Source organism: Azospirillum sp. B510, assembly GCF_000010725.1.
In the GTDB taxonomy this organism is placed as follows: Bacteria; Pseudomonadota; Alphaproteobacteria; order Azospirillales; family Azospirillaceae; genus Azospirillum; species Azospirillum lipoferum_B.
On record NC_013855.1, the window covers coordinates 362,650 to 387,060 of the forward strand.

Annotated in this window: 22 protein-coding genes; 8 read left to right on the forward strand and 14 right to left on the reverse strand. The window is 68.4% G+C overall.

Translation table 11 applies throughout. From position 1 onward, the window contains the following. Positions 1-5: 5 nt before the first annotated feature. Genes AZL_RS16910 through fliF form a run of 8 tightly spaced genes read right to left on the reverse strand, consistent with a single transcriptional unit; the run spans position 6 to position 9,681 of the window. A complete protein-coding gene (locus AZL_RS16910; RefSeq protein ID WP_012975714.1) occupies positions 6-803 on the reverse strand; it encodes a MinD/ParA family protein in 798 nt (265 codons plus the stop codon). Continuing rightward, positions 800-2,089 carry a GTPase gene (locus tag AZL_RS16915; RefSeq protein ID WP_012975715.1) on the reverse strand — a complete coding sequence of 430 codons (1,290 nt, stop codon included), beginning with the start codon at positions 2,087-2,089 and terminating at the stop codon, positions 800-802. Before AZL_RS16915 ends, AZL_RS16910 begins: the two co-directional genes overlap by 4 nt. A 46-nt stretch (positions 2,090-2,135) precedes the next feature. Next, on the reverse strand, positions 2,136-4,319 hold the full coding sequence (gene flhA, locus AZL_RS16920; RefSeq protein ID WP_012975716.1) for a flagellar biosynthesis protein FlhA: 2,184 nt from the start codon (positions 4,317-4,319) through the stop codon (positions 2,136-2,138). A 37-nt stretch (positions 4,320-4,356) separates the two neighbouring features. After that, positions 4,357-5,910, reverse strand: a complete 1,554-nt coding sequence (locus tag AZL_RS16925; RefSeq protein ID WP_012975717.1) for a sigma-54-dependent transcriptional regulator — start codon at positions 5,908-5,910, stop codon at positions 4,357-4,359. Positions 5,911-5,914: 4 nt separating this feature from the next. Next, the gene (locus AZL_RS16930; protein ID WP_012975718.1) at positions 5,915-6,850 is read right to left on the reverse strand and encodes a motility protein A; all 936 of its coding nucleotides are present in this window, start codon (positions 6,848-6,850) and stop codon (positions 5,915-5,917) included. Beyond that, positions 6,850-7,167: a flagellar motor switch protein FliN gene (gene fliN / locus AZL_RS16935; RefSeq protein ID WP_012975719.1), complete on the reverse strand. Its 318-nt coding sequence runs from the start codon at positions 7,165-7,167 to the stop codon at positions 6,850-6,852. The genes AZL_RS16930 and fliN overlap by 1 nt, the downstream gene beginning before the upstream one ends. Before the next feature lie 34 nt (positions 7,168-7,201). Continuing rightward, positions 7,202-7,972 (reverse strand): FliH/SctL family protein, encoded by a 771-nt coding sequence (locus AZL_RS16940; RefSeq protein ID WP_012975720.1) that lies wholly within the window; start codon positions 7,970-7,972, stop codon positions 7,202-7,204. Positions 7,973-8,019: 47 nt separating this feature from the next. Beyond that, a complete protein-coding gene (fliF, locus tag AZL_RS16945) occupies positions 8,020-9,681 on the reverse strand; it encodes a flagellar basal-body MS-ring/collar protein FliF (protein ID WP_012975721.1) in 1,662 nt (553 codons plus the stop codon). A 604-nt stretch (positions 9,682-10,285) separates the two neighbouring features. Here fliF and AZL_RS16950 point away from each other — a divergent pair. Next, entirely contained in the window at positions 10,286-10,783 is a 498-nt protein-coding gene (locus AZL_RS16950) for a helix-turn-helix domain-containing protein (protein WP_042444125.1), read from the forward strand. Between the two features lie 12 nt (positions 10,784-10,795). On the opposite strand, the gene AZL_RS16955 is transcribed toward AZL_RS16950, so the two are convergent. After that, positions 10,796-11,404 (reverse strand): hypothetical protein, encoded by a 609-nt coding sequence (locus AZL_RS16955; protein WP_063828246.1) that lies wholly within the window; start codon positions 11,402-11,404, stop codon positions 10,796-10,798. Between the two features lie 80 nt (positions 11,405-11,484). Further along, positions 11,485-13,587 (reverse strand): ATP-binding protein, encoded by a 2,103-nt coding sequence (locus AZL_RS16960; protein ID WP_042444521.1) that lies wholly within the window; start codon positions 13,585-13,587, stop codon positions 11,485-11,487. A 220-nt stretch (positions 13,588-13,807) separates the two neighbouring features. Between AZL_RS16960 and AZL_RS16965 the strand changes: the two genes are divergently transcribed. The 3 genes from AZL_RS16965 to AZL_RS16975 all read left to right on the forward strand — a co-directional run bounded on the left by AZL_RS16965 (position 13,808) and on the right by AZL_RS16975 (position 16,455). Then, on the forward strand, positions 13,808-14,242 hold the full coding sequence (locus AZL_RS16965) for a response regulator (RefSeq protein WP_012975725.1): 435 nt from the start codon (positions 13,808-13,810) through the stop codon (positions 14,240-14,242). 283 nt (positions 14,243-14,525) lie between these two features. Then, the gene (locus AZL_RS16970; RefSeq protein ID WP_042444523.1) at positions 14,526-15,125 is read left to right on the forward strand and encodes an exopolysaccharide biosynthesis protein; all 600 of its coding nucleotides are present in this window, start codon (positions 14,526-14,528) and stop codon (positions 15,123-15,125) included. 25 nt (positions 15,126-15,150) lie between these two features. Continuing rightward, entirely contained in the window at positions 15,151-16,455 is a 1,305-nt protein-coding gene (locus tag AZL_RS16975) for a hemolysin family protein (RefSeq protein WP_012975727.1), read from the forward strand. Between the two features lie 10 nt (positions 16,456-16,465). On the opposite strand, the gene AZL_RS16980 is transcribed toward AZL_RS16975, so the two are convergent. The 4 genes from AZL_RS16980 to AZL_RS16995 form a co-directional block, all read right to left on the reverse strand. Next, positions 16,466-16,840, reverse strand: a complete 375-nt coding sequence (locus AZL_RS16980) for a DUF1636 domain-containing protein (RefSeq protein WP_012975728.1) — start codon at positions 16,838-16,840, stop codon at positions 16,466-16,468. A 175-nt stretch (positions 16,841-17,015) separates the two neighbouring features. Then, the gene (locus AZL_RS16985) at positions 17,016-18,080 is read right to left on the reverse strand and encodes an ABC transporter ATP-binding protein (protein WP_012975729.1); all 1,065 of its coding nucleotides are present in this window, start codon (positions 18,078-18,080) and stop codon (positions 17,016-17,018) included. Next, complete coding sequence (locus AZL_RS16990) at positions 18,073-19,740, reverse strand: ABC transporter permease (RefSeq protein ID WP_012975730.1); 1,668 nt, start codon at positions 19,738-19,740, stop codon at positions 18,073-18,075. The genes AZL_RS16985 and AZL_RS16990 overlap by 8 nt, the downstream gene beginning before the upstream one ends. Before the next feature lie 185 nt (positions 19,741-19,925). Then, entirely contained in the window at positions 19,926-21,029 is a 1,104-nt protein-coding gene (locus AZL_RS16995; protein WP_012975731.1) for an ABC transporter substrate-binding protein, read from the reverse strand. 182 nt (positions 21,030-21,211) lie between these two features. Here AZL_RS16995 and AZL_RS17000 point away from each other — a divergent pair, with 182 nt between their 5' ends. From AZL_RS17000 to AZL_RS35615, 4 genes are all read left to right on the forward strand, one after another. After that, positions 21,212-21,877 (forward strand): response regulator transcription factor, encoded by a 666-nt coding sequence (locus AZL_RS17000; RefSeq protein ID WP_012975732.1) that lies wholly within the window; start codon positions 21,212-21,214, stop codon positions 21,875-21,877. Then, complete coding sequence (locus AZL_RS17005) at positions 21,877-23,403, forward strand: sensor histidine kinase (RefSeq protein WP_012975733.1); 1,527 nt, start codon at positions 21,877-21,879, stop codon at positions 23,401-23,403. The genes AZL_RS17000 and AZL_RS17005 overlap by 1 nt, the downstream gene beginning before the upstream one ends. 317 nt (positions 23,404-23,720) lie before the next feature. Next, on the forward strand, positions 23,721-23,867 hold the full coding sequence (locus tag AZL_RS36610) for a hypothetical protein (protein ID WP_173380504.1): 147 nt from the start codon (positions 23,721-23,723) through the stop codon (positions 23,865-23,867). A gap of 237 nt (positions 23,868-24,104) precedes the next feature. Then, on the forward strand, positions 24,105-24,401 hold the full coding sequence (locus tag AZL_RS35615) for a GFA family protein (protein WP_371304238.1): 297 nt from the start codon (positions 24,105-24,107) through the stop codon (positions 24,399-24,401). Positions 24,402-24,411 lie beyond the last annotated feature (10 nt).

Below are 24,411 nucleotides of genomic sequence, written 5' to 3' on the forward strand. Positions count from 1 at the left end.
GCCCGTTACTTGGCGCTGGCGAGCAACCGCTGCACGATCGCCTCGACGTCGCGCGCCGCGTCGCTGGCGGGCGAGCGGGTCAGCAGCGGGGTCTGGTTGCGGATGGCGTCCCGCACCTTCAGGTCACGGCGGATGATGCCGGCCAGCGCCGGCTTGTATTTCAGGAAATTCTGGCAGGCCTTCAGGATGGTGCCATAGGTGCGCTCGCCGTCCTTCACGCTCTGCGCCATGTTGACCACGATCCTGAGGTCGGCGGACGGGTTGGTGGCGTGGGTCAGCTTGATGAAGGCGTAGGCGTCGGTCAGCGAGGTCGGCTCGTCCGTCGTCACCACCAGCGTGGTGCCGGCCGGGCCGGACAGGGTGCGCACCGTGCGGTCGACGCCGGCGCCCATGTCCATCACCACCCGGTCATAGCTCTTGGCCAGCTCCAGCAGATCGTTGCGCAGGCCGGACAGCCGTTGGCTCGGCAGCTGGGCCAGGGTGCCGGATCCCGAGCGGCCGGCGATGATGTCGAAACCGGTGTCGGGGAAGCGCTGCGCCGCCTTGGCCAGCGTCACCTCGCCGTTGATGACGGCGCCCAAATCATTCTTGGGCGAGAATCCCAGCTGGATGTCGACGTTGGCGAGGCCGAGGTCACCGTCGAACAGCAGGGTGTTCATGCCCGCCTTGGTCAGGGCGTGGCTGAGCGTGATCGAGAACCACGTCTTGCCGACGCCGCCCTTTCCGCTGGCCACGGCGATGACGTTGGCGCCGCGCAACGGGCGAACGTTCTTGAGGGCGGCCGGGAACACCGGATCGGTCATGGCAGGGTCCTCGACGAGGGGGAACTGGCGGCTTTTGCCTTGGTTGCGGATTTCTGGGTCGCGGGCTTCGCCGGCTTCGCGGCGGCCCGGCGCTGTGGTGGGGGTGTCGGCGCCATGTCCTGTTCATTCTCCGGATCATCGTCCGGATGGTCCTGACCCCGGCCGAATCCCGGTCCGAACTGGGGACCGCGCTTGGGCCTCCGCTCCGGTTCCCGGTCCTCCTGCCGATCTTCGTGGGAATCCTCATCCTCGTCGGGCTCGGCGGCCCGTGAGGTCCGGCGCGGGGCCTCGTCCTTCACCGCCGCCGCCTTCTCCTCGGGTGGGATCATCATGCGGGCGAGCGCCAGCGGGTTCAGCGCCGTCAGGCCCTCGGCCACCTTGGAGGAGATGCTGGCATCGCAGAAGGACAGCCGGGCGCGGGCGGCGATCGCCAGGACGCTGCCCAGACGGCGGGCCATGTCGAGCCGGGTGACCAGCATGCGCCGCACACCGACCGCCTTGAAGGCGAGCGCCATGTCGGCGGCCTCCAGCGCGTCCAGCCCGGCGGGCAGCACCAGCACCGGCTCCACCTCGCCGGCGGCCAGCATGGTCCGCAAATCCTGCATGTCGTCGGCGTCGAATGGGTTGCGCCCGGCGGTATCGACAAGGACGAGGTCGGTGCGGCGATGCACCTCGAAGGCGCCGGCCAGCGCGTCGGGATCCTCGACCGTCGCCAGCTTCAGCTTCATCAGCCGGGTGAAGGCGGCCAACTGGTCGACGCCGCCGGCCCGCACCGTGTCGGTGGTGATGACGCCGACCGAGCATTTCCGGAAGACGGCCCGCGCCGCCAGCTTGGCCGCGACCAGCGTCTTGCCCGATCCCGGCGGGCCGACCAGGGCCAGCGGCTTCACCGGCGACCGGCCGTCGGGCAGCGGATTGAAGGTGAAGAAGGAATCGAGCGCCGAGCCGAGCGCCAGCCGCGGATCGTCGGTGTCCAGGCCCGACGCCGCGTCGATCAGCTGTTCGGCCAGCGCCGCCGGCACGCCGTGGCGTTGCAGGGCGTCGGCGACCACGTCGCCGACATCGATCTCGGGTTCGATCGGCTTCACCGGCGCCTTGCCGCGCGCCCCGCGTCCGCCGTTGGCCGGGGCCGGCGGAAGGTCGTCCTCCTCCACCGCCGCCGTGACCCGCACGCCGCCGCCTTCCTCCTCGCGCGTCGCGACGATGATGGCATCGTCGCCCAGCGACTGGCGCACCATCCGCATGGCGTCGGACATGGTCTTGGCGTGGAAGGACTTCAGCCGCATGGGCAGCGCCTTCCGTCAGCGAAGGAAAGGGGGACGGCGCGCGCCATCAGATCTGCCCCAGCGTCTTGATGCGGGCCTTCGGATGGATCTCGTTCTGTGACATGACCACGGTCGCCGGCCGGAACCGCTCGACGATGGAGCGGACGAAGGGCCGGATCAGCGGGCTGGTCAACAGAACGGGACTCTCGCCCATCATGGCATGTCGCTCGAAGGTTTGGCGGACGGAGGTGATGAACTGTTGCAGGCGGGACGGGGCCATCGTCAGCTGCCGGTCGTCCCCGTCGCCCACCAGGGATTCGGCGAACGCCTGTTCCCATTCGGGCGACAGGGTGACGAGCGGGATGAAGCCCATCTCGTTCGTGTTCGCGTCGCAGATCTGCCGGGCAAGGCGGGAGCGCACATGCTCGGTGATCTGGGTGATGCTGCGGGTCTGGCTGGTCGCTTCGGATACCCCTTCCAATATGGTGGGAAGATCCCGGATCGAGACGCGTTCGGCAAGGAGATTCTGCAACACCCGTTGCAATCCGCCCACAGTGATCTGACTGGGCACCACGTCGCCGATCAGCTTCTGGTGTTCCTTGTCGGTCTCGTCCAGCAGCTTCTGCGTCTCGGTGAAGGACAGCAGTTCCGGCATGTTGTCCTTGATCAGCTCGGTCAGGTGGGTGGTGACCACGGTCGACGGGTCGACCACGGTGTAGCCCTTGAACAGCGCCTCCTCGCGGTATCCCGGCTCGATCCAGATGGCGGGCAGGCCGAAGGTCGGCTCGACCGTCTGTTCGCCGGGCAGGCTCATGGCGTCGCCGCGCGGGTCCATCACCAGCAGCATGTTGGGGCGGATGTCGCCGCGCCCGGCCTCGATCTCCTTCACGCGGATGATGTAGGTGTTGGGCGGCAGCTGGAGGTTGTCCTGGATGCGCACCGCCGGCATGACGAAACCGACCTCGCCGGCGATCTGCCGGCGCAGGCCCTTGATCTGGTCGGTCAGCCGGTGGCTGCCCGCCTGCGGCTGGTTGATCAGCGACAACAGGCCATAGCCCAGCTCCAGCCGGATCAGATCGATGGCGAGCGCGGTGGCGATCGGCTCGTCCGGGGCGGGCCCGACGCCCGGCGCGCCGCCCGGTCCGGCGCCGGCCGCCTCGGCCTCCGCCGCCGCCGCGGCCTCTTCCGCCTCCTTCCGCGCGCGCAGGCGCGGCATGTACCATGCGGCGAAGCCAACGGCGCCGATGACCGGGGCCAGCGTCAGGATCGGCATGCCCGGCAGCAGGGCCAGCACGCCGATGGCGGTGGCGGCGAGCGCCAGCGCCTGGCTGTGGCCGGTGAGCTGGCCCACCACCGCCTTGTCGGTGGAGCCGCCCATGCCGGCCTTCGACACCAGGAAGCCGGCGGAGATCGAGATCACCAGCGCCGGGATCTGGGAGACGAGGCCGTCGCCGATGGTCAGCTTGGTGAAGGTGTCCAGCGCCGTCATCACCGGCATGTCGTGGCGCAGCACCGCGATGGTGACGCCGCCGATGATGTTGATGAACATGATCATCAGGCCGGCGACCGCGTCGCCCTTCACGAATTTCGACGCGCCGTCCATCGAGCCGAAGAAGGCGCTTTCGTCCTCCAGCTCCTTGCGGCGCGCCCGCGCGGTGCCCTCGTCGATCATGCCGGCCGACAGGTCGGCGTCGATGGCCATCTGCTTGCCGGGCATGGCGTCTAGGGTGAAGCGCGCCGCCACTTCGGCGATGCGGCCCGAACCGGCGGTGATGACCTTGAAGTTCACGATGGTCAGGATGGAGTAGATGATCACGCCGATGACGAAGTCGCCGCCCATCACCAGGCTGGCGAAGGCCTCGATCACATGGCCGGCGGCCGAGGTGCCCTCATGCCCCTGGGTCAGGATCAGGCGCGTCGAGGCCATGTTCAGCGACAGGCGCAGCAGGGTGGTGATCAGCAGGATCGTCGGGTAGGAGGACAGTTGCAGCGGCTTCTCGATGAACAGCACCACCATCAGGATCAGGATGGAGACGGTGATGTTCAGCCCCAGCATCATGTCGAGCATGATGCTGGGCAGCGGCATGATCAGCCCGACCACGACGATCAGGATGCCGATGGCCATCGCCACGTCGCCGCGCTTCAACGACGCCTTGGTGACCGCCCACATCTCGCCGAAGGCGGCCATGTTGCCGGGACCGCCGCCACCGCCGGCACCTCCCCCGCCGCTGTTCTGCTCCGTCAGCGCCATGTCTGCTCCCGCCGCTCAGGCCCGGATGGACGCGCCGTCAGGCTGTCGCCCGTTCTTCGTTGCCGGGCGCCGGCACGGCGCGGCCCTCGTCGCCGTACTGCTTCAGCTTGTTGCGCAGCGTGCGGATCGAGATGCCCAGGATGTTGGCGGCGTGGGTGCGGTTGCCCAGACAGTGGGTCAGCGTCTCCAGGATCAGGTCGCGCTCGACATCCGCCACGGTGCGGCCGATCAGCGCGGCGAGGCCGGCGGCGCTGCCGTTGTTGGCGGAGGCCGCCGCAGCGGCCGCCGCCGCACCACCGTTGGCCGGCATGCCGTAAGGGCCGGGCTTGCCGCCCTTGGGCGGTCCGTAACCGCTCGGCAGCCCTCCCTGGGGGGGGGGCATCAGCGGCGGGGCGACAGCGGCCGGCACCGTGCCGCCGGGACCGGCGAAGGGGTTGGCGACCGGCGAATCACTGGGGATGGAGGCCTGGGCGCTGCCTTCCGGCGCCAGCATCTTGCTGGTCAGCATGATCGCTTCCGGCCCGACCTCCTCGCCGCGCGACAGCAGAACGGCGCGGTGCATGGTGTTTTCCAGCTCGCGCACGTTGCCGCGCCAGTGATGCGTCTTCAGCATCAAAAGCGCGTCCTCGGTCAGGCGCTTCTCGCCCAGCCCGTTGGCCTCGGCGTATTTCTTCAGGAAATGGTCGGCGATCAGCGGGATGTCGGCCGGGCGTTCGCGCAGGGAGGGGATCGCCACGCTGAACACGTTCAGGCGGAAATACAGATCCTCGCGGAAATTGCCGGAACGGACCTCCGCCTCCAGATTGCGGTTGGAGGTGGCGATCAGGCGGACATTGACCCTGACCGGCTGGCTGGAGCCGATGCGGTCGATCTCCTTCTCCTGGATGGCGCGCAACAGCTTGGCCTGGAGCCGCGGATGCATCTCCGACAGCTCGTCCAGCAGCAGGGTGCCGTTGTTGGCCTCCTCGAACTTGCCGAGCCGGCGGGCGACGGCGCCGGTGAAGGCGCCCTTCTCATGGCCGAACAGCTCCGATTCCAGCAGGTTTTCCGGGATGGCGGCGCAGTTCACCGCGACGAAGGGCTCGCCCGACCGCCGGCTCTTGCGGTGGATGAAGCGGGCCATCAGCTCCTTGCCGGTGCCGCTTTCGCCGGTGATCATGACGGAGGCGTCGCTGGGCGCCACCTGTTCGGCCAGCCGCAGCGTCGCCAGCATCGCCGGATCGCTGCAGACGATGGAATGGCTTTCCTCGGCCACCGCCTCCAGGACCGCGGCGATCAGCTCGGCATTGGGCGGCAGCGGCAGATATTCCTTGGCGCCGGCACGGATGGCGCGGACGGCGGCGGCCGCATCGGTGCCGATGCCGCAGGCGACCACCGGGATGGTGATCCGCTCCGACTTCAGGCTGTCGATGAAGGTGGCGATGTCCAGCTTGACGTCGATCATCACCAGATCGGCACCGGCGGCGGCGCGCAACGCGGTCAGCGCCCCTTCGATGCTGTCGGTGTGCGACACCTTGGCGCCCCGCTTCATGGCGATCTTGCCGGCGGCGGTGATGTAGCCTTCCAACGTTCCAACGATCAGCAGACGCATAGCCTTACGCTCCCACTCTCGGGGCTTCCCGGTCGAAATACTGGATCCGCTTTCCAGGCGGCAGGACGGCGTTCAGGAGCATCTCCAGACGCCGCGGATTCTCCTGGCGCGCGATGGACACGGCGCCGATGGTATAGAGGGTCTTGACCAGCGCGTCCTCCTCCGCCGCCCGCTCGACCTTGGCGGCGAGCGGGGAGAGGACGACGTTGCCGAGCACGGCCCCGTAGAAGGTCGTCAGCAGAGCCAAGGCCATCGCCGGCCCGATGGCCGACGGGTCGCTGAGGCTGCCCAGCATCTGCACCAGCCCGACCAGCGTGCCGATCAGCCCCATGGCCGGGGCCACCTCGGAGGCGCGGCGCAGCACGCCGGCGCTCTTGCCATGGCCGCCGGCCGTCGCCTCGACCTCGCCGGTCAGCATCCGCTCGATGGCGTCGGGCGGCAGCCCCTCGGTGATCAGGGTGACGCTGCGGTGCAGGAAGGGCTCGGCGCGCAGCTCCGGCAGGACGTTGCGCAGGGTCTCCGGCCCGGCCCGGCGCGCCGCCTCGGCCAGCAGCAGCACCTGCCGCGCCACCCCCTTGGGATCCAGCGTCTGGTGGACCAGCACCGCCGCCGCGTTCTTCCAGGCGACGGCGACGTCGCCCAGCGAGAAGGAGGCGGTGGTGACCGCCAGCGTCCCGCCCAGCACGATCAGCAGCGACGGCGGGTCGAGGAAGGCGCGGGCCGAACCTCCGGTGGTGATGGCGATCAGGATCACCGCGGCGGCGGCGGCCAGCCCGACCAGCGTCGCCATGTCCAGCCCGCCGCGCAGCCGCACGCTCCGCCCCGGCGCGCTCGCACCGGTGGGGGCGCCGCTGGCCGTCGGCTCGGCCTGCGCCGCGGCACGGGGGCCGCCGGCCGCCGCTTTGGCGCGGGATGCGGTGCTGTCGGAGGAAACCGCCATCAGCCCCGGTCCGATTTGATGATTTCAGTCATGGTGATGCCCAGCCGGTCCTCCACCACCACCACCTCGCCGCGGGCGACCAGGCGGTTGTTGACGTAGATGTCGATGGCCTCGCCGACCTTGCGGTCCAGCTCGACCACGGCGCCGCGGCCCAGCTTCAGCAGCTGCGCCACCTGCATCGTCGATTTGCCCAGCACGGCGGAAATCTGGACGGGGATGTCGTACACCGCCTCCAGATCCTTGGCGATGCCTGGACTGGTGTATTCGTCGTTGTCGCCGCCGTGCAGATCGTTCAGCGAAAAATTGTCGCTCGGCATGTCGGTCTCGGACCTCCCTCATTCCGGACACCCCTCAGACGGGGGCCGGAGCCTCCAGCATGTGCGCGGCGCGGCGTTCGATCTCGGCCAGCAACTGGGCGGTATCCCGCTCCATGCCCCCCTCGGCCCATTCGATGCGGCAGCCGCCGGGGGCGATCGACGGATCGCCGATCACCATCAGCTTGGCGCCGAAGCCGCGCGCCCCAACCGTCCCGTCCAGATGGTCGCGCACCAGACCCATCGTGTCCTCCGCCACCCGGATGACCAGCCGCGGCTCGTCGGTCAGGTCGGTCAGGCAGGTGCGGACCATTCCCTCCACCTCCAGCATGCCGCCGCGCCGCGCCCATTCCGGCAGCAGCTTGCGGACGATGGCCAGCGCCAGATGGACCGGCTGTTCGCCGCGCGCCGCATTGCCGGCCTCGCGTTCGGCCAGCAGCCGGGCCACCCCGTCGGCGATCTGGGCGAGTGCGTTGGCGATGCGGTTGTTCACCGTCGCCTCGATCTCGGTCTTGCCGCGCTCGTAACCGGTGTTCTGCCCGGCGGCCATGCCGTCGGTGAAGCCCTTGCCGTAGCCGGCGGCGGTGCCCTCCGACTTGCCAGCGGCCATGCCCTCCTCATAGGCCTGGGCGCGGGCGGCGTTCAGCTCCTCCTCGCCGAAGGTCGGGGCGGGCGGCGGCTCCGGCTCCGGTTCCGGCTGAGCCGACAGCTCGTCCTCTGGCAGCAGCTCGTCCTGGTCCACATGGGTGATGCGGGGGACGGCATCGACGTCGAAGGACTCGTCGAAGAGGAATTTGCGCACGCTCATCGCCGTGGTCCCCCTTCAGGCGGTATGGAAACGGAGGCCGGCATCGCTCAGCTCTCCTGATACAGCCAGTTGCGCAGGATCGACACGGCCTCTTCCGGGTGCTTGTCGACGATTTCGCCGACCTTGCGCAGGGAGGAGGCGCGGACGCGGCCCTCCACCCGGTTGATGTCGATCATCTGCTCCAGCTCCTCGTCGGCCTGGGCTGCCTCCAGCGCCAGATCCTGGGCCAGCGCGCCGGTGGGGGCGGCGAGTGCCGCCGGCATGCCGGCCTGATCGGTCAGCAGCCGGTCCATCTCGTCCTCCTCCTGCATCTCGGCCTTCTCGAAGGCGCGGGCGATCAGCGGGCGGATGACCAGCAGGATGATCAGGACGGCGACGATGCCGAGCACGACCATCTCCGCGATGCGGAACAGGTCGTCCTTGGTCATGCCCATGAACAGCTCGTCCGGCTTCTGGATGTCGTCCTCGGGCGACCAGAAGCGCATGTTGATCACCTCCAGCGAGTCGCCGCGCACGGCGTCCAGCCCGACGGCCGAGCGCACCAGCGCCTTGATGCTCTCGATCTCCTGGTCGCTGCGCGGCTGATAGGCCGGCGGCGCGTCCTTGGAAAGCTGGTAGGTGCCGTCCACCAGCACCGCGACCGAGAGGCGGCGGACCTGGCCGCTTTCGCGGACATGCGACTTGGTGGTCTTGGTGATCTCGTAATTGATCGTTTCTTCGGCGCGGTTCGACTTGTTCGAGGACAGCGGGCTGGCGCTGCTGCTCGATTGCGCGGTCGGCAGATTCTGGTCCACCGTGACCGGGGCCAGCGGGTCGCGGTCGCTGCTCTCGTTCGATTCATTGACGGTCTGGGTCGAACGGACGACCTGGCTGTCCGGATCGAAGATTTCCGATTGGGTGGTGATGCGGTCGAAGTCGAGGTCGGCCGACACCTCCGCCCGCACCTTGCCATAGCCGAGGGTCCGGCCCAGCAGATCCTCGATGGTGCGGGCCAGACGGCCCTCATAGGCCTGCTTCTTCTCCTCGGCGCTCGCCATCATCGCTTCGGCGGTGTCGCTGCCGGTGCCGCGCGCCAGCAGCTTGCCCTTGTCGTCGACGATGGAGATGCGGTTGGGGTCCAGGTTGGGGACCGAGGCGGCGATCAGCTGCTGGATCGCCTGGATGTTCTCGCGGCTCAGCTGGGCGCCGGGGCGGAGTTTCAGGAAGACGCTGGCGGTCGCCGGATTCTGCTGGCGGGCGAACAGCTCGCGCTTGGGCAGAACCAGATGGACGCGGGCCTGCTGCACGCCGTTCAGCGTCTGCACCGTGCGCGCCATCTCGCCTTCCAGCGCGCGCAGGTGGTTGATGTTCTGCATGAAGCTGGTTGCGCCGAAGCCTTCGCCCTTGTCGAACAGCTCGTAGCCGACCGAGCCGCCGGACGGCAGGCCCTGCGCCGCCATGCGCATGCGCATCGGGCCGACCTGATCCGCCGGGACCATGATCTTGGTGCCGCTCTTGTCGACGCTGAAGGGAACCTTGGCCTCCTCCAGCTTCTTGGCGATGGCCGCCGCCTCCGTCGGCTGGAGCTCGGCGTAGAGCAGTTCCATTTCCGGTGTCGACAGCCGGGTGGTCAGATAGACGAAGAATCCGATCAGCAGCAGCCCGACGCCGCCGATCGCGGCAAGGCGGGCGGGTCCGAGATTGCGCAAGGTCTGCAGCAGGTTGTTCACGCGCGGTCCCCGATCGGATATCTCCCCGGCATACTCTCCACACAGCTCCGTTTCGCCAATGCGAGATGGATTGTGCAAGTTCCGCGCCGGGCATGCCTATGCTGTGGCATGCTGCGTCGTCTTGATGAAGAGAGGGTTAATCGGCGGCAATTTTTGCCGGGCGCCCGGCAAAATATGCCTAGCGCCCCGCAAATGTTGCAGCCTTGCGACGATAATGTCAGCTTCCGGTCTGCAACCCTGGGTCACGATGCCGCAGGAGTTCGCCGCGATGGCGGGGCCGCCCAGGCATCGGCGACCGTGGGTAGGATGATACCGGCCGATGCGCGAAAGGAGTGCGATGGTATGACGAACCGGCCGATTCCAGCGAAAAACGCACTGTCCAAAAGAGGTATTCGACCCGACCGCGGTTGACATCGACAGAACTCGATCATAGCTGAGTTGCATTCCATGTCCGTAACCGGCCGATTCGTCTTTCCCGGCGACGTGTTCCTAAGCTTCCGCGCCGAAGGCGATGCTTAACGGTGGACGGACTCGACCGGCGTCCCGGACGGCGGCGGGAAGAATCGGCTGCCGGGACCAGCACAGGATCGAAGGGACCAAAGACATGAAGCGGCGTGGCCGGGAAAAGAAGGAAGGCCTGAACGAGGTTGATGTGTTCGTCGGCCAGCGCCTGCGGGAACTGCGGATGCTCGCCGGCCTGAGCCAGAGCGACGTCGCCTCCGCGCTCGGGCTGACCTTCCAGCAATTGCAGAAATACGAGCGTGGCTTCAACCGCGTGTCCTCCAGCCGTCTGTTCACGCTGGGCCAGTTCTTCCGGGTTCCCGTCTCGGTCTTCTTCGAGGGGTTGGAGAACCGTGAGCCGGTGGCGGAGGGTGGCGTGCGGCCGGCGGCCGGTGGCGAGGAGCAGGAGAACACCCTGCAATCGCGCGAGGCGCTGATGCTGGCGCGTTATTTCCAGAGCATCCGCGACCCTCACATCCGCGGCGCCATCCGCGAACTGGCCGAGCGCTGCGCCGAGCAACAGGCCGAGGGGGGGGGCGCGGCGGAGGGAGCGCCGGCACGCCGGCGCCGGCGGCGGGTGGAGCAGGGCGACCGCGCCTGATCCGTTCCACCCTCAGACCGGCTTCAGCCGCCGGTACTGCTCGAGGAAATCGGCCAGGGCCTCCTCCGGGCCGAGCGGCACGATGGCGGCCGCGTCGGGGGCCGGCAGGTCGCGCCAGTTGACCCGGTGCGGCGCGCAGAGGTCGCGCAATTCGGTGGCCAGCGCCCGCTGGTCGGCCAGCTTGACCGCCTTGGGTTCGGGATGGCGGAAGCCGAAACGGGCCGCCAGCGCCCGTTTGATCGGTTCGACCGCCTGCCGGATTGCATCGCGGCCGATCCGCACCTTCCATGGCGTCGGCCAGTCGCCGGTGAAGGCCTCCTCGCAATCATGCATCAGGGCGTCGTAGGCGTAGCCCACAGGCGCCAGCCGGCTGGCCAGGACGCAATGCTGGGCCACGCTGAAGAAGCGTTGGGTGTTGCCGACGAAGCGGCATTGGTAGGCCAGCGGGCGGGCGATGTCCTCGATGTCGAAGGGGCCGAAGTCCGGCCGCTCCAGATCCACCGTGCGGCCGGAATAGGTGATCATGACCGCCGTCGGCTCGGGCACGTCGAGCAGGTCGAACTGGTCGGGATGGGGAACGCGGGGCGACCCGCTCCGCCGCTTCGGCGTTGCTTTCGTCATGGCCCCCATGTCTCTACCAGATCGGGGGGGCGCCGCTCAACCGCGCGTCGGGCGGTGGCGTCGCATCGGGCATGCGCGCCTCAATCCTCGTTTCCGGTGGTCTCGCGGACCAGACTGCTGGTGGCGGTCACGGTGGTCTCCAGCAGGGGCAGCAGGGTGGCGACCGCCTCGGCATCGGTCGGGGTATCGTTGATGGCGCGGGCGATGGCGGCCATCCGCGGCGTGCCGAAATTGGCGGCGAGTCCCGCCAGCGTGTGGGCCGCCTGCTTCAACTCCTGCGGCCTGCCGGCTTGCAGTGCGGACCGGATGGCCGTCAGTTCGCGCAGGGCCGTTTCGGGCAGAAGTTCCAGCATGCCGTCCAGCGCCTCGCCACCGAGCGCCAGCCGCAGTTCCGCCAGCTTCACCCGATCGACCAGCGGCAGGGCGGAGAAACGGCTGCCCTCGGCCGCCGGGCGGCTGGGCACCGGCGCCACGCGCCCCTCCTGGGGCCGGGTGGCGAGATCGATCAGCACGGCGTTCAACTGGTCCCAGTCGATCGGTTTGGTCAGATAGGCGTCCAGCCCGGCGGCCATGTGGCCGTCGCGATGTTCCGGCATGGCGTCGGCGGACAGCCCGACGATGGGGATCCGGGCGACCGGTCCATCCATCCGGCGGATCGCCCGCGCGGTCGCCCGCCCGTCGAGCACCGGCATCTCCATATCGAGGATCAGCGCGTCGTAATCGGCGGCGGCGATCGCGTCGAGCGCCGCGCGGCCGTCGGTCACCGCGTCGATCCGGTGACCGGCGCGGCTCATCATGGCGACGACCAGCATGCGGTTGATGTCGTTGTCCTCGGCCAGAAGAAGGCGCAGCGGCACCTGCGCCGCCGGCTCTTCCGTCATCTCCGCCGGAACCGGCCGGGCGCCGAGATCGCCCACCGGCCGCGCCTCCGCCCGGCGGGTGCGGATCGAGAAACGGAAGGTGGAGCCGCGGCCCGGCGTGCTGGCCACCGAGATCTCGCCGCCCATCGCCTCGACCAGCCGCTTGCAGATCGACAGCCCCAGGCCGGTGCCGCCATATTTGCGGCTGGTCGAGGCGTCGGCCTGGACGAAGGCGTCGAACAGGCGGGCGCGCTGGTCCGCCGTCATGCCGATGCCGTCGTCCTGAACCTCGAAGCGCAGGGTCATCGGCGACGCGGACAGGGGGGAGGCCGGCGGGTCGGGCGACCACACAGCGATTTCGATGGCGCCGCGGTCGGTGAACTTGATGGCGTTGGACACCAGATTGTACAGCACCTGCCGCAGCCGCGTCGGGTCGCCACGGATGTGGCGCGGCGTGTTCTCGGCGATGGAGGCCGACAGGCTCAGCCCCTTGGCCGCCGCCCGCACCAGGAACAGCTGCACCACATCCTCGACCAGCCGGGGCAGCGAGAAGTCGATCTCCTCCAGTGTCAGCTGTCCCGCCTCGATCTTGGAGAAGTCGAGCACGTCGTTCAGGATGGTCATCAGCGTGTCCGCCGACGACCGCAGCGTCTTGACCAGGGCGATCTGCTGCTCGTTCAGCCCGGTGCCCAGCAGCAGATCGCCCATGCCGATCACCGCGGTCATCGGCGTGCGCAGTTCGTGGCTCATCATCGCCAGGAAGCGGGACTTGGCCCGGCTGGCATTCTCCGCCGCGACGCGGGCGTCCTCCGCCTCCTCCCGCGCGCCGTCCAGCTTCTCGGCCAGCGCGAAGGTCTCGGCCGCCAGCCGGGTCAACTGCTCCTCGGCGGCGCGCAGTTCCTCCTGCGACCGGCGGCTGTCGGTGACGTCGGCACAGGTTGCCGTGATCCAGCGCGCGCGCCCGTCCGGACCCGGTACCGGCCGCAGGCTGAGCGCGTTCCAAAAGGCGCTGCCGTCCTTGCGGTGGTTCACCACCTCCACCGACAGGGGGCGCGCCTCGGCCAGGGCGGCACGGATCGCCGCCGCCGTTTCCGCGTCGGTGGCGGGGCCATGCAGGAAGCCGCCGTCCCGGCCGATCACCTCCTCCGCCGTATAGCCGATCATCTCCAGGAAGGCGCGGTTGCAATAGACGATCGGGTGGTCGGGACGGGTGGCGTCGGTGACGGCGATGCCGGCGCCGCTGGCCTCCACCACGGCGGCGAACATCGCCGCGTCGGACGAACCGCCGAAGGGCGGCGGGGTGGCGGCGGGCGGCGCTGTCAAGGCGGCGGTCCTGGTCGGTTCGGTTTGGTGCATGATGCGAGGCCGTTGCAAGCATAGGACGTTGCCGCGCCGAATGCCATTCACCCATCGCGGTTTCCGCTCGTCTACAGCCCGCCGTATTGGGATTTTGTTAACGACTGTGCAATGGTGCATTCAGAAAACTGTGCCGGGCGGGCTGCGGCGGTGGCCGCCGGGGAACTTTGGCGGAACGGAGAGCGTCATGGTGGTGGAAGCGAGCGGCCGGACCCACCAGATCCGGTCGATTCACGATCTTTGCGTGCTTCTCGTCGAGGATGACGACTTCACCCGAAAGCTGATCTACCGGCTGTTGCACGACATCGGTCTGCGCAAGCTTTACGAGGCCACCGACGGCATCCAGGCGCTCGATGTCCTGCGCAAGAACGGCGAGGAGGTCGATGTGGTGATCTGCGACCTGGAAATGCCGCGCATGAGCGGGCTGGACCTGCTGCATGCGTTGCGTACCGCCACCGGCAACCCGCTGGCCGATCTGCCGGTGCTGGTGCTGACCGGCCATCGCGAGGCGGATGTGGTGAAGCGCGCCATCGCCTATGGCATCTCCGGCTATCTGGTGAAGCCGGTGTCGAAAGCCGATCTGATGAAGCGGTTGAGCTTCGTCCTGCAGAAACGGCAGTAGCCCGGATGGACAGGGGGCCTCCCCTGTCGGCGCCTCTTCGTGCCGCAACCCGCGCTGGCGCTTTCGTCTCCCTTGCTGTAGAAGGGAGATCGATGATGCCGCGACGCGAAAGGTCCATGGGTTCCTGCCATCCTTCGCCCGGCCCGCTCCGATCCCGTTTCCGGCATCGGGGAGAGCCGTGAGCAAAGATCGACCTCCCGGGTCGTCCTCCAGGTCGAACGACGCACGCCCGTCCGGTGCGGAACGGTCCTGCGACCGCGTTTCCGACCTGCTGGACGACTTCCTGACGCGTGGCACCGGGCCTGATTCCGCTGGCCCTCTTGCAAGCGATCCATCTCGCATCTCGCTCGGCGAGATCATGGACGCTTTGGGCGACCGCGCCTTCGGCGCCCTGCTGCTGATCCTGTCGATTCCCAATGTGCTGCCGGTCCCCGGCCTGTCGACCGCCACCGGCGTGCCGATGATCCTGCTCGGCGCCCAGATGGCGGCGGGGCGGCACAGCCCCTGGCTTCCCCGTCGCATGTTGGCGGCCAGTTTCGACCGCAAGGCCTTCCTTGGTGTGATCCGCCGGGCCAAGCCCTGGGCCGAGCGGGTGGAGCGGCGTCTGCGCCCCCGCCTGCCGGCGCTGGCCGGTCCCACCGCCGAACGGCTGCTGGGGCTGGCGGTGGTGATCCTCGCCGGCATCCTCGCGCTACCCATCGTCTTCGGAAACCAGCCCCCGGCACTCGCCATCGCGCTGATCGCGCTGGGGCTGATGGAATCCGACGGCGTCTTCGTGTCGGCCGGCCTCGTCGCCGGCCTTCTGGCCATCGCCATCGTCGCCGCCGTCCTGCTCGGTCTCGGGCAGGCGGCGATCGCCGTGGCGCAACAATTGATCGGTTGAGGGAGCGCCCTTCGGGCACAAAGCCATGATCTGGGAACTTTTGGTCATCGTCCTGCTGATCCTGCTCAACGCCTTCTTCGCGATGTCGGAGATGGCGCTGGTGTCGGCGCGCCGCGCCCGGCTTCAGCAGATGGCCGAGGAAAAGGGCGGCGCCGGCGCCCGCGCGGCGCTGGAGCTGTCGGAGGATCCGAGCCGCTTCCTGTCCACCGTGCAGGTCGGCATCAGCCTGACCGGCATCATCGCCGGCGCCTATGGCGGCTCGACGCTCGCCGAACGGCTGGGCATCGTGCTGGATGAACAGGTCGCGTGGATCGCCCCCTACGGCCACACCGTCGCCTTCGCCCTGGTGGTCGCCGCCATCACCTATTTCTCGCTGATCGTCGGCGAATTGGTGCCAAAGCGCGTCGCCCTGATCTCCTCGGAGCGGATCGCCTCGCTGGTCGCCGCCCCGATGCGCACGGTGTCGCGCCTGTCGGCGCCGGTGGTCTGGGTCCTCGGCGTGTCGAGCGACGCGGTGCTGAAGCTGCTGCGCCTGCCGACCTCGCGCGAGCAGACGGTGACGGAGGAGGAGGTCAAGACCCTGATCGCCGAAGGCACCCAGAGCGGCGTCTTCGAGCCGGCCGAACGCCAGATGATCGAAGGGGTGATGCATCTGTCCGACCGCACCGTACGGTCGATCATGACGCCGCGCCCCGATCTGATCTGGCTTGACATCGACGACAGCCCCGAGGCGGTCGGCCGCGAGATCTGCGAGAGCGGCTATTCCCGCTTTCCGGTCTGCCGCGGCGATGTGGACGAGTTGCAGGGCGTTGTCGCCGCCAAGGCTCTGCTCGATCAGGCGCTGAAGGGGGTGGCCTTCGACGTGCGGGCGGCGATGGTCCAGCCGCTGGTCGTCCATGACGGCACGCCGGTCTTCCGCCTGCTCGACCTGTTCAAGCAGGCCAGCGTCCATATGGCCATCGTGGTGGACGAATATGGCAGCGTCGAGGGGTTGGTCACCATGACCGACATCCTGGAGGCGATCGCCGGCGAACTGCCCGACAGCAGCCATGAGGGCGAGGCCGGCGCGGTCCAGCGCGAGGACGGCAGCTGGCTGGTCGACGGCATGACTCCGGTCGAGGAGGTCGAGGCGCTGGTCGGGATGAAGAACCTGAAGGGGGAAGGCGATTTCCACACCATCGCCGGCTTCCTGCTTGATCAGTTCGGCCACGTACCGACCGCGGCCGAACATTTCCATTGGAACGGCATCCGCTTCGAGGTGGTCGACATGGACGGTCGCCGCATCGACAAGGTGCTGATCCAACTCAATCCGGAGATATCGGAGGGCTGAGGCCCTCCCTTCATTCCTCCAGCGGCGGCAATCGGGAAACGAAACGACCCTTGACACCCTGCGGCCATTGCTTGAACGGAACGATCCCGTCGGCAGTGGCCGCGTAGGCGCGCAGGTAGGCGGTCAGCGTCTCGACCGTCACCTCGTCCGGCGCCATGTCGCCCAGCACATAGCTCATGCGGGTCGCCGCGCGCACGGCGACGGCGCAAGCACGGCGGCAGCTCATCAGGCAGCGCATCGGCCGCAGCCGAACCTGTGCCGCCAGATCGGGGGCATCGGCCAGCGCCCGTTCCATCAGCGCCACCAGCTCCGCCCCCGGTCGGATGGCCTCGGGCGGGTCTTCCGGACGGCGGCAGGTCTCGCAAATGACAAGCTCGACGGTCATGCTTGGGCTTTCAGGATGCTTTCGGGTGTCACGAGGTTCGAGAGCTAGAGCCGTGCTCCGGCGCTGTCAACGGCTCGCGTCCTGTGTCTCCTGGATACGGCAAGGGCCGCCGGCTGTACGCCGACGGCCCCGAAACAGGAACCGCATTCCCCGACCCCGGAAAGGGGATGGCCCGTCAGAACACCCAGAGCTGTTCCGGCGGCAGACGCAGCCAGTGGGTGCCCGCCGCCAGGGGGCGGCCGAAGGCGCGCAGGGTCTGGTCGCCGCAGCGGAACACATGCTCCCATTGGCTGCCGAGATAGACCGAGGTCTCCAACTGGGCCGGGACGCGGTTGTCGCCGTCACCGTCGCCGGGGCCGTCCACCATCTCGACCTGTTCCAGGCGGATGACGCCGGTCGCCTCCTCCGACACGCCCTTGCCGCCGCGATCCTTGCCCCACAGCGCGTGGCCGGACAGCTCGATGCGGGCGTAGCCGCCGCGCTTGTCCTGGACGCGGCTCCTCATCAGGTTGTTGACGCCCATGAATTCCGAGGCGAACAGGCTGACCGGCTCGGTGTAGAGCTGTTCGGGGGTGCCGGCCTGGACGATGCGGCCGCCGTCGAGCAGGACGATGCGGTCGGCGATCGCCATCGCCTCGATCTGGTCATGGGTTACGAAGACGGCGGTCAGGTTCATCCGCTTGATCAGCGTGCGGATCCAGATTCGCGCCTCCTCCCGCAGCTTGGCGTCGAGGTTCGACAGCGGCTCGTCCAGCAGGATGACCGGCGGGTTGTAGACCAGCGCGCGGGCCAGCGCCACGCGCTGCTGCTGGCCGCCCGACATCTGGTGCGGATAGCGCTCGCCGAGATGGCCGAGCCCGACGCCGTCCAGCACCGCGGCGACGCGCTGCTGGAGGTCGGCCTTGGCCACGTTGCGCAGCCGCAGGCCGTAGGCGACATTCTCGAACACCGTCTTGTGCGGCCACAGCGCGTAGGACTGGAAGACCAGCCCAAGCCCGCGCTTTTCCGACGGCACGTTCAGGCCGGCGGCGGCGTCGAAGACCGGCTGGTCGCCGATGGAGATGACGCCCTTCTTCGGCTCCTCCAGCCCGGCGATGGAGCGCAGCAGCGTGGTCTTGCCGCTGCCCGACCGGCCGAGCAGGGCGACGATCTCGCCCTGGGCGAAGGTGGCGGTGATGCCCTTCAGGATCTCGTTGCTGCCGTAGGACAGGTGCAGGTCGTCGATGATGAGCTTAGCCATGGGAGCGTTTCCCGAAGAGCGACATCAGCAGCAGGCCGCCGCCGATCATCGCGATATTGACGGTTGACAGCGCGGTGACGAGATCGACGGCGCCGGTTCCCCACAGCGAGACCAGCAGCGAGCCGATCACCTCGGTGCCGGGGGCGAGCAGATAGACGCCGGTGGAATATTCGCGCATGAAGGTGACGAAGATCAGCAGCCAGCTGGAGACCAGCCCGACCTTGATCAGCGGGATCGTCAGGTCGCGGGAGACGCGGCCGGGGCTGGCGCCGACGATGCGGCCGGCCTCCTCCAGCTCGGGACCGATCTGGAGCAGGGCGCCGCTGACCAGACGCATGCCGTAGGCGAGCCAGACCAGCGTGTAGGCGACCCAGATGGCGATCATGGTCTGGCGCAGCGGCGACAGGAAGGGCGTGAACAGGAATACCCAGAAGATCGCCAGACCGGCGACGAGGCCCGGCATGGCGCGCGGCAGCAGGACCAGATAATCCATCAGCCGGGTCCAGCCGGTCTGCCAGCGGTGGGCGGCGAGGTTCAGCATGGTGTAGACGCCGACCGACAGCGCCCCGCCGACCGAGGCGATCAGCAGCGTGTTGACGATGCCGCGGGTCAGGTTGGGGAATTCCATCAGCTCGCGGAAATGGGCGAGCGTCAGCACGTCCAGCAGGTTGACGCCCTCGCCCCAGCTCGACACGAAGGCGCGCAGCACGAGGCCGCTCAGCGGCACCACCACGGTGAACAGCAGCCAGGCGGTGATCAGCGCCGCCGCCGGCCAGCGCCAGACCCCGATGGAGACCGGCTTCTGCGCCGCCGCCTTGCCCTTGACCGAGACATAGCGGTTGGCGGTGCGCAGCAGGAAGCGCTGCAATGCCACCAGCGGCAGGGCGATGCAGATGATCGCCACCACGACCACCGCCATCAGCTGGTAAGACGGCGTGCCCAGCTTGTTGGTCAGCTTGTAGAGGTAGGTCGCCAGCACCAGGATGCCTTCGGGGTCGCCCAGCACCAGCGGCAGGCCGAACAGCTCGAAGCCCAGGAAGAAGACCAACACCGCGGCATAGAGGATGTTCGGCATCACCATCGGCAGGCTGACGGTCAGCGCCGTGCGCAACGGGCCGGCGCCGGTCATCCTTGCCGCCTCCTCCACGTCGGAGCCCAGGCTGCGCAGGGCGGACGAGGTGTAGAGGAAGACGTGCGGGACGTGGGTCAGGCCGGCGATCACGATCAGCGTTGTCTTGGAATAGAGATACCAGGGGACGAAACCGAAGACGCCCTTGAACCACAGGGTGACGAAGCCCGCCGGGCCAAGGCTGACGACGAAGCCGAAGGCCAGCACCACCGACGATACGAACATCGGCACCAGGATCACCGGTTCGATCCAGCGGCGGCCCGGCAGGTCGGTGCGGGTCATCAGGAAGGCCAGCAGCGCGCCGACCGGCACGGCGATGGCGGTCATGCCGAAGGCGATGACGGCCGAGTTGTAGAGGGCGTCGAAGAAATCCTCGTCGTCCAGCACGAACTCGTAGGCGTCGAGGGTGAAGGAGATCTTGGGCTGGAAGAACGGCCCGTCGAGGAAGCTCTGGTAGACGACCAGGCCGATCGGGGCCAGCACGGCGATCGCCATGGCGACGATCACCGCGATGCGCGTCGCGCGGTTCATGGGGGGATTCCTTGATTCGGCGGCTTCGGCGCTAAAGGCCCTCTCCCGTCCCGGGAGAGGGAGGGGGCCCCACGCCATTGGCGTGGGGAGGGTGAGGGGGATTCCAAGGATCCCGAACCGCACGGCTTCGTGCCTCACCCCTCACCCTTCCCTCTCCCGGGGCGGGAGAGGGAGGTGGACGGCTATCACTTCCCTTGCAGGGCCTTCTGCCAATCCTTCAGGAACTTCAGGCGCTTGACCTGATCGAGATAGGTCAGCAGCTCCGGGCCGACATGGATCGGGCGCAGCGTGCCGTCGGGCGTGCCTGCGGTCGGGTTGGCGCTCGCCAGATCGGTGCGGATCGACCCCATGTAGCGCGCCTGCATCGCCTGCTGGCCCGGCTTGGACAGCAGATAATCGAGGAACAGCTTGGCGGCGTTCGGATGCTTGGCGCCCTTCGGGATGAAGGCGATGCGCGACATCACGATGGTGTAGTCGGACGGCAGCACGATGCCCAGCGACTCCGGATCCTTGTGCTGGCGCTCATAGACGTAGGAGCCGATCATGTTGTAGCCGATGGTGTGCTCGCCCGAGGTCAGCCGCTCGATCATCGCGCCCGACGAGGTGTAGAGCTTCACCCCGGTCTGGCCCATCGCCTTCACCAGATCCCAGGTGTTCTTGTTCGCCTGGACATCCTGGGTGATGTAGAGGAACCCGACGCCGCTGCGCTCCGGATCATAGGAGGTGACCTTGCCCTTGTAGGCGTCCGGCTTCTCAGCAAGCAGCTTGGCGAGGTCGGCATGGGTCTTCGGCACGTCGGCGGCGGGGACCACGCGCTTGTTGTAGGCGAAGACGATCGGCTCGGCGGTGGTGCCGAACGCCTCGTTCTTCCAGTTGGCCCAGTCCGGGATGTTCTTCGATTCCGGCGAGCCGTAGGACTGGGCATAGCCGTCATTGACCAGCTTCATCTGCAGGTCCATCGCCGACGACCACATCAGGTCGGTGGTGCCGGTGTTGGCCGCCGCCTCGCTGATGAAGCGGTTGTACATCTCGGTGGAGTTCTGGTCGGCGTATTCCAGCTTGATCTTGGGATAGAGCGCCTCGAACCCCTTCAGGAGTTCCGACACGGCGGCCGCGTCGGTGGCGGAATAGATGCTGAGCGCGCCTTCCTGGTTCGCCGCCTCGATGATCTTGGCATAGGCGGGGTCGTAGCCGGCGGGGACGGACTGCGCCTGGGCGGTGCCGGCGGTGAAGGCCGGAACCGTGATCGTCAGGGCGGTCGCGACCAGAAGGGCCAATTTGGTGCGCATCTCTTCCTCTCCTGCGGTTGGTCGCCACGGCGCCGTTGCGGGCCGTGTTGGTTGGGCTTACAAGCGACTTTGGCGCGACTATAGGCAATCAACCTGTCGCCAATCTGTCGCGGGTCAAAATTGTTTGTGAAACGGAACAGGCGCAATCGGATGATGGCCCGCTCGGACGATAGGTATGGCCCGTGCGCATCCTGATCGTCGAGGATGACGCGGCCCTGGCGCGCGGCGTGACCGGGGCGCTGAAACTCGCCGGCTATGCGGTCGACCATGTCGCGTCGGGCGAGGAGGCGGTGCGGCTGGAGCGGGCGGAGCCCTATGGGCTGGTGGTGCTGGATCTGGGCCTGCCCGACCTGTCGGGGTTCGAGGTGCTGACGCTGATCCGCCGCCGCGGCTCCACCGTCCCGGTGATGATCCTGACCGCGCGCGAGGCGGTGGCCGACCGGGTCAAGGGGCTTGACCTTGGCGCCGACGATTATCTGCTGAAGCCCTTCGACCCGGCGGAGTTCGAGGCGCGGGTGCGGGCGCTGATGCGCCGTGGCCAGGGCACGCCCATACCGGAGCTGGCCTGCGGCCCCCTGCGCTATGACCGCTCCACCGCGACGGTGACGCTGAACGGCCGGGTGCTGGATCTGCGCAAGCGCGAGTTGGCGGTGCTGGAGGGGCTGATCACGCGGGCCGGCAAGGTGGTGCCGAAGGACCGGCTGGCCGGCGAGGTCTTCGGCTTTGACGAGCCGGTGGCTCCCAACGCCATCGAACTGTATGTCGCCAGGCTGCGCAAGAAGCTGGAGCCCGACGGGCCGCAGATCCGCACCATCCGCGGATTGGGCTATCTGATGGAAAATGCCTGATGGCCGCAGTCCCGGCGGGTCGGAAGCAGGGGGGACGGGACCGGGTGCCGTCGCTGCGGCGCCGGCTGCTGGTCCGGCTGCTGGTGCCGCTGGGAGCGCTGGCGGTGGGGCTGGGCGTCGGCGGGGCGGCGCTGATCGATGGCTTCGTCCAGTCCACCCATGACCGGCTGCTTGCCGGCTCGACGCTGGCCATCGCCGAAAGGCTGGCGGTGGACGACGACAATGGCGAGGTGACGGTCGATCTGCCCGCCGTCGCCTTCGGCATGCTGGAGAGCCAGGCGCGCGACAACATCTATTACAACGTCGCTCATGAGGGTGGGGTGATCACCGGTTATCTCGATCTGCCGCTGCCCGACATCTCGGCGATGCCGACCAACGTCACGCTGTTCCGCGACGCCACCTATCACGGTCATCCGGTGCGGGTGGCGGCACAGGCTCGCCGGCTCTATGGCGTGGCGCAGCCGGTGCTGGTCCAGGTGGCGGAAACGACCGAGGGGCGGCGGGCGCAAGTGGTTCATCTGTTCTTGTGGCTGGCCCTGCTGGAGGTGGCGCTGGTCGGCGGCAGCGGGGTGTTGGTGTGGGGGGCGGTCGGGCGCGGGCTGGCGCCGCTCGGCCGGCTGCGCCGGGTGATCGACAGCCGGTCGGCCCGTGGGATGACGGGAGGTGCTCCGGCGCTGGTGCCGCTGCCGCTGGCCGTCGTGCCGGTGGAGGTGCTGCCGCTGGTGATCGCCATCAACGGGCTGCTGGCGCGGCTCGACCAATCCATCGGCACCATGCGCCGCTTCACCGCCGACGCCTCGCACCAGCTGCGCACGCCGCTGGCGGTGTTGCGCACCCATCTGGCCCTGCTGCGCCGCTACGGCACCGACAGCGCCGAGGGGCGGGCGGCGCTGGACGATGTCGAGGGGGCGGTCAAGCGGCTTGAGCGGCTGCTGGTCCAACTGCTGGCGCTGGCACGGGCCGACGAGGATCCGCCGGCCATGCCGTCCACCGCCGAGGTGACCGACCTGCCGCAGGTGGCGATGGAGGTGGCCGCCGAACAGGTTCCGGCGGCGCTGGCCCAGGATGTCGAGGTGCGGTTCGAGGGCGGGTTCGAGGGCGGGAGGGACGGCGCGATTGGCCCACGGGTCGCCGGAAACCCGGTTCTGGTCGGCGAACTGCTGGGCAACCTGCTGGACAACGCCATCCGTTACAACCGGCCGGGCGGCATGGTGACCGTGCGGGTCGGGACCGGGACCGGGGCCGGGCCGGTGATGGAGGTCGAGGATGACGGTCCCGGTATTCCCGAGGCTGAGCGGGAGCGGGTGTTCGAGCGCTTCTATCGGTTGGACCGTCCGGGTGAGCCGCCGCGCACCGGAAGCGGACTTGGGCTCGCCATCGTCCGGGCGCTCGCCGACCGGCTGGGAGCGTCGGTGCGGCTCGATGCCGGACCGGATGGCCGGGGGCTGAAGGTGACGGTGACGCTGCGTCCGGCCGAAGCCGCTGCCGCTTCAGTGGGGTCGGCGGCGGAGAGCCGGGGTGTGTGACAACCGTCCGGCCCGTCTCCGCGGGCACTCCACCGTCGATATGACAATTTCGTTAACCAGAGCTGCGCGGATGCTCCGCCGGCTTCCGTTGCCAGTTCGCACTTGCGAGACTATTTGACGCATCCGCACAGCCAGTGCCGGCAGGATGCTGAAGGATCGACAATCCGCGCGGCGGATCATTAATTCCCCTTCATCCTGGAATGGCTGATGGAAGAAAGAAGCGGCTCCCGCCATCTAACGCAGGGGACCGCGGAAAAAGGGTCTGGCCGCCGGCAAAGCCGGGCGGTCGCAAGAGGTCAGGGAAAGGGTCAGTCATCATGCTCTGCAACATCGTCACCGTCGCTTCGCTGGGCATCCTTCTGCTGTCGGGCATCGGCTTCAGCGTCGCCAAGCCGCCGAAGCAGGATCGTCACCATCAAACCGACATGCCGCGCCGCATGGTGGATGAGAACATCATGGGGTGACCCGTCACCCCTGAGGTGAAGCGTACCGCTTCCTCCGGGGGCGGGAGTGTTTGTTTGTCACCGTCTCCGGATTTGGGGGGCGGATGTGGCGCCACCCGGCGGACTTGCCTGTTGCCAGGCCGCCATTTTCCGTCGCCGGACGGACCAGCCGATGCCGGGCATCGCGGCGCAGCCGGCCGGCGCGCCGATGGTTGCGGAGGATCGACATTCTCCAATGGCGGTCGCGGTCCCATTTGCGTGGAGGACCCCGACCATCCGGGACAGACCCGCCTTGGGCCGTCGGGCCGGCATTTCTGCAAGCGTTGCGGCACGGCGCTGTGGGCGGAGGATCCGGCCTGGCCGGAACTGGTCCATCCCTTCGCCTCGGCCATCGACACGCCGCTGCCCACCCCGCCGGAACGGGTCCATATCATGCTGGACTTCAAGGCGCCGTGGGTCGAGGTGCCGAGCGGCCCGAACGATGTCCATTTCGCCCGCTATCCGGACGAATCGCTGGAGGCTTGGCACCGTCGGCACGGGCTGCTCGACCGCTAGGCCATGGTCC

Excerpts from the sequence above, each read along its gene's own strand:
- AZL_RS16910 (WP_012975714.1), bottom strand. The coding sequence starts at position 803 with ATGACCGATCCGGTGTTCCCGGCCGCCCTCAAGAACGTTCGCCCGTTG.
- AZL_RS16995 (WP_012975731.1), bottom strand. The coding sequence starts at position 21,029 with ATGCGCACCAAATTGGCCCTTCTGGTCGCGACCGCCCTGACGATCACG.
- AZL_RS16925 (WP_012975717.1), bottom strand. The coding sequence starts at position 5,910 with ATGCGTCTGCTGATCGTTGGAACGTTGGAAGGCTACATCACCGCCGCC.
- flhA (WP_012975716.1), bottom strand. The coding sequence starts at position 4,319 with ATGGCGCTGACGGAGCAGAACAGCGGCGGGGGAGGTGCCGGCGGTGGC.
- AZL_RS16955 (WP_063828246.1), bottom strand. The coding sequence starts at position 11,404 with ATGACGAAAGCAACGCCGAAGCGGCGGAGCGGGTCGCCCCGCGTTCCC.
- AZL_RS16950 (WP_042444125.1), top strand. The coding sequence starts at position 10,286 with ATGAAGCGGCGTGGCCGGGAAAAGAAGGAAGGCCTGAACGAGGTTGAT.
- AZL_RS36610 (WP_173380504.1), top strand. The coding sequence starts at position 23,721 with ATGCTCTGCAACATCGTCACCGTCGCTTCGCTGGGCATCCTTCTGCTG.
- AZL_RS16980 (WP_012975728.1), bottom strand. The coding sequence starts at position 16,840 with ATGACCGTCGAGCTTGTCATTTGCGAGACCTGCCGCCGTCCGGAAGAC.
- AZL_RS16975 (WP_012975727.1), top strand. The coding sequence starts at position 15,151 with ATGATCTGGGAACTTTTGGTCATCGTCCTGCTGATCCTGCTCAACGCC.
- fliN (WP_012975719.1), bottom strand. The coding sequence starts at position 7,167 with ATGCCGAGCGACAATTTTTCGCTGAACGATCTGCACGGCGGCGACAAC.
- AZL_RS16990 (WP_012975730.1), bottom strand. The coding sequence starts at position 19,740 with ATGAACCGCGCGACGCGCATCGCGGTGATCGTCGCCATGGCGATCGCC.
- AZL_RS16985 (WP_012975729.1), bottom strand. The coding sequence starts at position 18,080 with ATGGCTAAGCTCATCATCGACGACCTGCACCTGTCCTACGGCAGCAAC.
- AZL_RS17005 (WP_012975733.1), top strand. The coding sequence starts at position 21,877 with ATGGCCGCAGTCCCGGCGGGTCGGAAGCAGGGGGGACGGGACCGGGTG.
- AZL_RS16930 (WP_012975718.1), bottom strand. The coding sequence starts at position 6,850 with ATGGCGGTTTCCTCCGACAGCACCGCATCCCGCGCCAAAGCGGCGGCC.
- AZL_RS16915 (WP_012975715.1), bottom strand. The coding sequence starts at position 2,089 with ATGCGGCTGAAGTCCTTCCACGCCAAGACCATGTCCGACGCCATGCGG.
- AZL_RS16965 (WP_012975725.1), top strand. The coding sequence starts at position 13,808 with ATGGTGGTGGAAGCGAGCGGCCGGACCCACCAGATCCGGTCGATTCAC.
- AZL_RS16940 (WP_012975720.1), bottom strand. The coding sequence starts at position 7,972 with ATGAGCGTGCGCAAATTCCTCTTCGACGAGTCCTTCGACGTCGATGCC.